Origin of the sequence: Nostoc paludosum FACHB-159 (genome assembly GCF_014698835.1) — a bacterium.
Classification (GTDB): domain Bacteria; phylum Cyanobacteriota; class Cyanobacteriia; order Cyanobacteriales; family Nostocaceae; genus Nostoc; species Nostoc paludosum.
In genome coordinates this window covers 1-6,673 of the sequence record NZ_JACJTU010000121.1, presented here as the reverse complement: position 1 = coordinate 6,673, position 6,673 = coordinate 1, and the positions used below count along the sequence as shown (strand labels likewise).

The following is a 6,673-nucleotide window of genomic DNA, read 5'->3' as shown; positions in this document are numbered from 1 at the left end:
TTCAGTTGCAATTAATCCTGGCTGAAGCGTAATTATAGTTGCAAATAATCCTGGTTTGTAAATGTCTTGATTGCAGGTTTGAGCGATTAGTATTGCAGGTCGTTACAACTATTCTCAGCATGATTTGATTAATCCTCTAATAATAAATGGCTGTTTACTCGGTTATTTATTATTGGTGTCTAGCGGACACGTTGAAGACACTTGGTGTCTGGGCAGTGTCTGGGGTAGTGTCTGCTGGTGTCTAGACTGTATAAGGCTTTCAGGTTTTGGTGTCTGTGGAGTAGGCGTGTCCGGTGTCCGCGAAAAAAGGGGGCTTTTGGGGACAGACACCAGACACAAATCGCAGTCAAATTTGATTAAGCTTGATAACACCCTCGGCTATCCAGTCCGCCAATCCTGCCCCCACAATTTCGTACATCCAGCCCTTGATTTGCTCAACAGTGAATCTTTCACCGTTCACTTTAAAGTTGCCCTTAAACTCTCTTACATCAGCTTCAATTCGCTCAGTTCTGGTGAGATATTCATACAACTTTTGCGCCATTGGTGATAGTTTGTTCGGTTCAGATTGGGTATCACCTTCTTTATTACCAAGATTGAATTCCAGTTCATAAATCCGCTCTAAAGTAGCTTTGTCGATGGTTGGCGGTTCATTACTGGTCACAGGTCTATCAAGCCTAAAATCAATTCGCTTATGGTCGAGTTTGGGCAGTTCAATATCAATCCATTGCCCATGCCCAGGTAGCTTAATCCTACCTCTACCACTAGCTTTTGCCTCTGTCGTAATTGGGTCAATAGTTGCGATTAGTTCTACTTCTAACAGTGCAGCATCTCGAAGTTTTGATAGTCCTTTGGCTTTGGCTAAAATCTCCATTGTGCGGTCGTGAGCTACAAACAAAGGAATCATTAATTGTTTGCGAGATTCAGTCATGGCACAGCGAAACCATTTACCAATAAAATCAGGGTCAGGCTTCCATTTTTCATCCGAAAAATCGTCTGGCATTGGCTCAACAATGTTATCTGTCCAAGTTGTAAATTCCTCACAGATAACTGATAGCATCTTGCCGCTATTTCTTAACCGTTCTGTCCACTGTTCCTCAGTCAATCCACTCTTGCGGTAATCTTCATAGCGCTGGCGCATTTCATCCATGTACCATTGCATAAAGAGAGCTATTTCTTTGTAGCCAGTAATCAGCCTTACGCCTTTCCACTCGACCTGTGTGCCGTGCGGGTCAAGCGCTACGATGTTCCATCCGGCTTGTACTTTCTTCCAAATAATCTCTCTAGTAGTCCACGACTTACCCGCACCCATGCCACCAAATATTAAAGTGGGGTAGCCGATGGTGTTTTTGATCCAGCGATATTTGTCGCCGTCTGCAATCGCTCCTGGCTCAGATCCAGTAACTTTATCGTTGGGGTCAATCGTCCCCGCTAAAGTCTGACTCCCTTGCAGATAAGGGGTTTTCATCTCACGCAACTGCTTAATGTAATCTGCCTTCTGTTCCTCGGTCATCCCCGCCGTTTGCGCCTCAAAGATAGCCTCGGATGCCTCCATTTGGGTAACTTCAATCTCGGTGTGGGCGTAAATCTCGGCTTTTTGTATGTCAACAGTGCGGTCATTGGCGATTAGATCCAAGTCGGCTTGTAGTTGGACTTCTGCGATCGCAACGTCTCGGCAACTCTCTAGTAGCTCGGAACGTGCCGCCATCTCTGCCTTTGCAGCATCCCGTTTTTGTGCGATGTCTTCAAAAACTGCCCTCTGCTTCTCCTCCTCTTGGCAATGGCGCAACATCCACCCAGCAAGCGCAAACCCCAGGAATCCCCCAAACGCCCAAAACGGTTTGTACGGGTTAGTCGCTTTGACTAAGCCGTTAACTCCGGTTGTTGCATCTCTGACAACTTGGCGCGGCATTCCTTCTTGTTTCCATTGCTCCCAATAATGGGGGGTCATCCTAAAAGGTCGGTTATTCAAGTCCTGGCACACTAATGTTTTCTTTGGGGTTTTGACACAGAAATAAATTCTGTCGCTACTCGTTCCTTTCCAAGCCATCGCAGCCGAGCTAATACCCACAGTTAAACTTAGCCCAATTGCAACAGCTTTCTTGTCCATCGGTAATTGACCGAACCACTTTATTAAACCCGATTGTTGCAACTCGGATAAAGTTTTATGTTTCTCAGATAGATAGTTCATTTACCTCTTTTACCAGCAAATAGAAAAATCATTAATATCGCTAGAAATATGCCCACTCCTGCACCATCCATCCAACTTAAATAATCCGCAGTTTTGGGCTGATACATTGACTGAATTGAATTATTAGCTGTATCAGTAGAAGTTCTCGCTTCATTCCATTCACTAATCGGTTCGGAAAGCGCACATAATAACGCCAGTGATGCACTGCAACCAGTCATTAAATTAGTGACAAAATTGTTAAAGCCTTCACCTGTTGCAGTGGCAGTAAAATACAGGTGTGCAGTGCCAACTGCTAAGAACATTCCAACTGGGTGAACTTGCAACAGGTGAAAAGTAAAAATAACTGCACTGTTTAGACAACTGCCAGCGACAATCTCACAAGCATTACCAGCACGTCTAAATGTTCTACCCCGGTTATTTTCTGGCAGTGGTGGTAACTGTTCGGGTTGTTGATGCTGCTGTTGTTGTTGTGATTTCTGTGCCAGCCCTTCAAATGAAAAAGGGCTGACGCTATGAGGATCTTCATTTCGTTTCCTTACTAGCATCAGCCTTACCTAATTAATTGATTATCTATCGCCTAACTTCTGCCACAAATTACCCAACATTGCACCCCAACCGCGAACTGTTCCTGTTGCAGAAACACTAGACGCTGGTGCATGATTTTGGCTAGTAACTGGTATTACTTCTTGGGGTGTTTGGTTCGGTTCTAAAGCTCTGGAACCATACCTTGCACGGGCTAAAAGTTGTTGGCGTTTCTCTCTCAATCCTGTTGTGATGGCTTGCCTTTCGGCTTGCACAGTCTGTCTATTTTCGATGCCGCTAATCTTGTTTTCATGCCGCCATAATTCTGCTTGTAGATCATGATGTAATTGGGCTGCAACTTCGGCTAGTCCGTGCTTACGTTTCTGATCAATTCGCAGCAAGTCGGCTCTATCTTGGGCATCTATTTTACTCATTTCTGAATCAAATTCCGAATTGAGTTTACGAATTTTGGCGATAGCACCCGCAACGTGAGAGCCATATTGTTTACGAAGTTCGACCCAGGTAACTTGTCCTTTGGTCAGCTTCTCCATCGCCTCAAAGACCACCTTGGCGTTGTCCAGAAATGGCTCTAACCTATCTGATAATTCTTGGGCATTATTCGCATAATCAGCAAACTGTTCGAGCTTATTTATATCGGAGAGATAGCCCAAAATATCAGACTCAAACCCTCCCCAAGATTGCGCCTTCTCGTCAATGTGTGAACTATGACCAACTACCGGATTACGTATTGCAAAGTCCATTGCTGACACTCCTAATAAGGTATGTAGTCGTAGTTGATATCATCGTCAGATTCTGGTACTTCATCCCAGTAACCCATCTCTTCAAATCGGCTATAAATTCTCGTTGCTAATTGCCTTACGGGGTCGTCAAAATCTTCAGAAATTAAATCAAATCTGTTGCAGCCAAACGCCAAGATATTTGCAATATCCGGGTCAATGCCGTTGCCCAAGAATTGACCAAATGCAGCAGAGTATGGATGGTCATCAATGGTTTCATGAGTTGCTAGAAATTCTGTCCCGGTAAAGGGTGGGTAATCTTCACTCTCTTCCAATGGTGTGGAAAGTGCCTCAATATCCGCCTCAATCCTTGCTGCCCACTGTTCAGGATTTTCTGCTTTAAATTGCTCTAATCTCAAAGCGCGGTCAGTTAGCGGTGATTTGCCCCAATCGTTGGGATTTTTGTAATCAAGTGTCATTTGTTAGAATCCAAAATGTGTGTAGTTTCGATGCACAGATGGGCGATTGCAGTGATTGGTCGTCGATGCAATCGCTTCATCATCAGTTCTCACAAAACTCAACAAGTTCAAAAACCTCCCTCTGCACTTGGTTTTGACTTAATTCTTTGCGCCTGCCTTTCGAGTCATTGAATATGAAAGGTGCATTGACTCTAGAGTTAGAAAGGTGGCTGTAGCGCAATTGTTGACCACGGAATTCATAGAGGTGGTTACGCTGTAAGGCTGTCGTTGAAAGCATAAGCTTGTCCCTCAACTTGGGAGTAGAACTCGATATTTAGAATCGCTTCGTGAATCTCCATCAAGACTTGAACGGCATCCCCCAGACGCAGGTCATTCGATGTACTGAACCGCTCGGAGGCTTCGATTTGCTTGTAATTGGGAGATGCTTGCACAAACCTTAAAGTCTGTTCGCAACCGAGGATGATGGTCATGATTTCGGTTGTTGTTAGCGATGGTTGTGTCTTTTGGGTGTCTTGGTCGCTCATGACTTGTTTCTTCTCCTTTGGGTTTTGATTGGTGCGGTTGGTGCTTCTGGCTGACTCGGTTTCTGAAGTACATAGCTGATAGCCCCTGCGCCACCCACGGCTGCGGCGATGGTGAACATATTGTTACGACCGAAGTACTGCACTCCAAAGTAGCCAAAAGCAATCGCTACTGCTGTTGCACCAATGCCTAAAACCGTGTTTCTGAATCTGGTTCTGTTCATGCAGCCCCCTTGAAATTAGTGACCATTGCGCTAAGTGCTGATTTATTTGGCTGCATAGATTGCGCTGTTTCAACTTTGGGCGATGCTTGCACATTGCCATGTTGAAAAATCAGCTTTTCTACACCTGCTGATAATGCTTGTGTCGGTGCATCTTGGGGTAAATCAAACATCTTGCACAATTCAATTACTGCTAAGTAGGAAATGGTTATACGCCGAGATTCGTAATTCATTGATTAGGCTCCCAAAGATATTTGAGTTAATAGTTTCAACCCCAAGGCATTGATGAATTGGGGATTGTTCAAAATCACAAAGCCTAAATCGGCTAGGTTCTGATCCACCACGGGCAAGGAAACACCACCACCCCAGGCGACAAGGTATTTCGCTCGGTCTAGATAATTGCCAGCAGTCACGAAATTGGCGAATTTCTCAATCCTGGTACTCCACCAATCCTCAAGACACTGGCTGTACTCTGCCTCGAACTTCTTGCCAGTGAGGTGGTTGCCCCCGTATGTGAAAGTTCCTTCGAGAATCCCTTGGTTAACGAGACTAGGCGAGTGCTTCACATCCTTGGACAGCAGACTCACTCGGTCGTTTCGCTTGTCGAGGGCTTCTGCAATCATGCTGTGCAGTTCACCGGCTCCACCCTCAATTAGATGGCGGTCTATGACTGCACCACTACCGTTGAACACGGTTACAAGCCAAGTTGATGAACCGATATCGAGAGCGATCGCCAATTCTGAAGGGTCAAGAATTAGGGACGCTTCACCGAATAAGCAGTGGGCAATGCTTCCAAAACCCTCTGGATATACGCCAGTAACCGCGATTTCAACTGTCTTGGTAACAATGGAACGAGTAAGTGGGTGCAGATGTTGGAAGGTGTGAGTACCTTGCACTCTGCGTTTAATTTCAGATGCCCAGCGTTGTGGGTTGTGGTTACTCAAGCTGATTTCTAGTTTCATTGCATCGGGAATATTGAGAACAGCTAAGTCTGCAAGGATGCTTTCTAATGCCAGTTCTGCTTTCTTCGCCTTATCTTCGTGCAGCAGGGTGTGGTCAGCTTGGGCGATTGCTGCACTGCCCCAAAAGAATTGAGTGTCTTTTAAATCAAGCCGCGTTCCTTCTAGATAACGTACCCATGCCCCATCTTTTGAGATGGTTTCGTGGTGCATGAGGTTGCGGTTGCGAACAAGTGAGTATGCGGCTGGCATCATGATGCAAAAATCACCGATGATTGCCTTGCCATATCCTGCTCCTGCGTCCTTACCTCCTGTAAGGTCAGTTAGCCCGGAGTTGGCAAGCAACTCTGCTTGAACTAGCCAGTTTTTGGCATTGGTGTATGTGGTTGTCATGGTTCTGATGGTTGGTAAAAGTCTTATTTATTCTGGGTTTGGAGAATTTATCGGCTGAAGTACCTTAAATTCACGCATCCAGTTCAAGGCTTGCCTAAACATCACTTTCTGGCTTCTATTGCCTTTGTTGGGTGGCTGTTATTGGCTTGATGATGCTATATTAACCTACATAGGTAAGTTATAGCAACTTACCTATGTTACTTATTTGCTGTAATTTAACTCAATGCCATAATTGAGCGAAGTACAGCAATATATAAAATGGGCAATTCTGAAGAAACAGGAGATAAAACCGTAAAACTTGTTGTTTTCTTGTCAGACGATGAGCGAACGCAGTTTAAAATAGCTTGCGCTCGTAATAAAACGTCTATGAGCCAACAAGCAAGAGAATTAATTCTGAATTGGATAAAATCTGAAGAAAAGTAGGAAATTATTCCTATCAGCACTGGAGAAAGAATCTGATAAACAACTATCTAATTCAAAAATGCAGTGTCAAGCATTACTATCAGTACAGTAAGTGATAATTTCACATAATTAATTTTTGATGTCGCCAATGACTACCGTGAAAGACCCACCTACGGATTTTCAACTCCCGCCGCACAATGAAGCGGCGTTAGAGATGCTTAGGGAGGCGAAAGACTATGAATCGACTGTTG

9 protein-coding genes are annotated in these 6,673 nt (G+C 44.6%); 1 reads left to right on the top strand and 8 read right to left on the bottom strand.

Annotated features, from left to right (window positions below; all coding sequences use genetic code 11):
* Nucleotides 1–346 precede the first annotated feature (346 nt).
* The 8 genes from H6H03_RS38820 to H6H03_RS38785 form a co-directional block, all read right to left on the bottom strand.
* The gene (locus H6H03_RS38820; protein ID WP_190960303.1) at nt 347–2,188 is read right to left on the bottom strand and encodes a hypothetical protein; all 1,842 of its coding nucleotides are present in this window, start codon (nt 2,186–2,188) and stop codon (nt 347–349) included.
* The gene (locus H6H03_RS38815; protein ID WP_190960302.1) at nt 2,185–2,733 is read right to left on the bottom strand and encodes a hypothetical protein; all 549 of its coding nucleotides are present in this window, start codon (nt 2,731–2,733) and stop codon (nt 2,185–2,187) included. The genes H6H03_RS38820 and H6H03_RS38815 overlap by 4 nt, the downstream gene beginning before the upstream one ends.
* Before the next feature lie 21 nt (nt 2,734–2,754).
* Nucleotides 2,755–3,471 (bottom strand): hypothetical protein, encoded by a 717-nt coding sequence (locus tag H6H03_RS38810; protein WP_190960301.1) that lies wholly within the window; start codon nt 3,469–3,471, stop codon nt 2,755–2,757.
* An 11-nt stretch (nt 3,472–3,482) separates the two neighbouring features.
* Entirely contained in the window at nt 3,483–3,926 is a 444-nt protein-coding gene (locus H6H03_RS38805; RefSeq protein WP_190960300.1) for a hypothetical protein, read from the bottom strand.
* Between the two features lie 248 nt (nt 3,927–4,174).
* Nucleotides 4,175–4,450: a hypothetical protein gene (locus H6H03_RS38800; RefSeq protein ID WP_190960299.1), complete on the bottom strand. Its 276-nt coding sequence runs from the start codon at nt 4,448–4,450 to the stop codon at nt 4,175–4,177.
* Entirely contained in the window at nt 4,447–4,671 is a 225-nt protein-coding gene (locus H6H03_RS38795; RefSeq protein ID WP_190960298.1) for a hypothetical protein, read from the bottom strand. The genes H6H03_RS38800 and H6H03_RS38795 overlap by 4 nt, the downstream gene beginning before the upstream one ends.
* Nucleotides 4,668–4,901, bottom strand: a complete 234-nt coding sequence (locus H6H03_RS38790) for a hypothetical protein (RefSeq protein ID WP_190960297.1) — start codon at nt 4,899–4,901, stop codon at nt 4,668–4,670. Before H6H03_RS38790 ends, H6H03_RS38795 begins: the two co-directional genes overlap by 4 nt.
* 3 nt (nt 4,902–4,904) lie before the next feature.
* Nucleotides 4,905–6,020: a ParM/StbA family protein gene (locus tag H6H03_RS38785; RefSeq protein WP_190960296.1), complete on the bottom strand. Its 1,116-nt coding sequence runs from the start codon at nt 6,018–6,020 to the stop codon at nt 4,905–4,907.
* 258 nt (nt 6,021–6,278) lie between these two features.
* Between H6H03_RS38785 and H6H03_RS38780 the strand changes: the two genes are divergently transcribed.
* Nucleotides 6,279–6,443 (top strand): plasmid partition protein ParG, encoded by a 165-nt coding sequence (locus tag H6H03_RS38780; RefSeq protein WP_190960295.1) that lies wholly within the window; start codon nt 6,279–6,281, stop codon nt 6,441–6,443.
* The last annotated feature ends 230 nt before the right edge of the window (nt 6,444–6,673 follow it).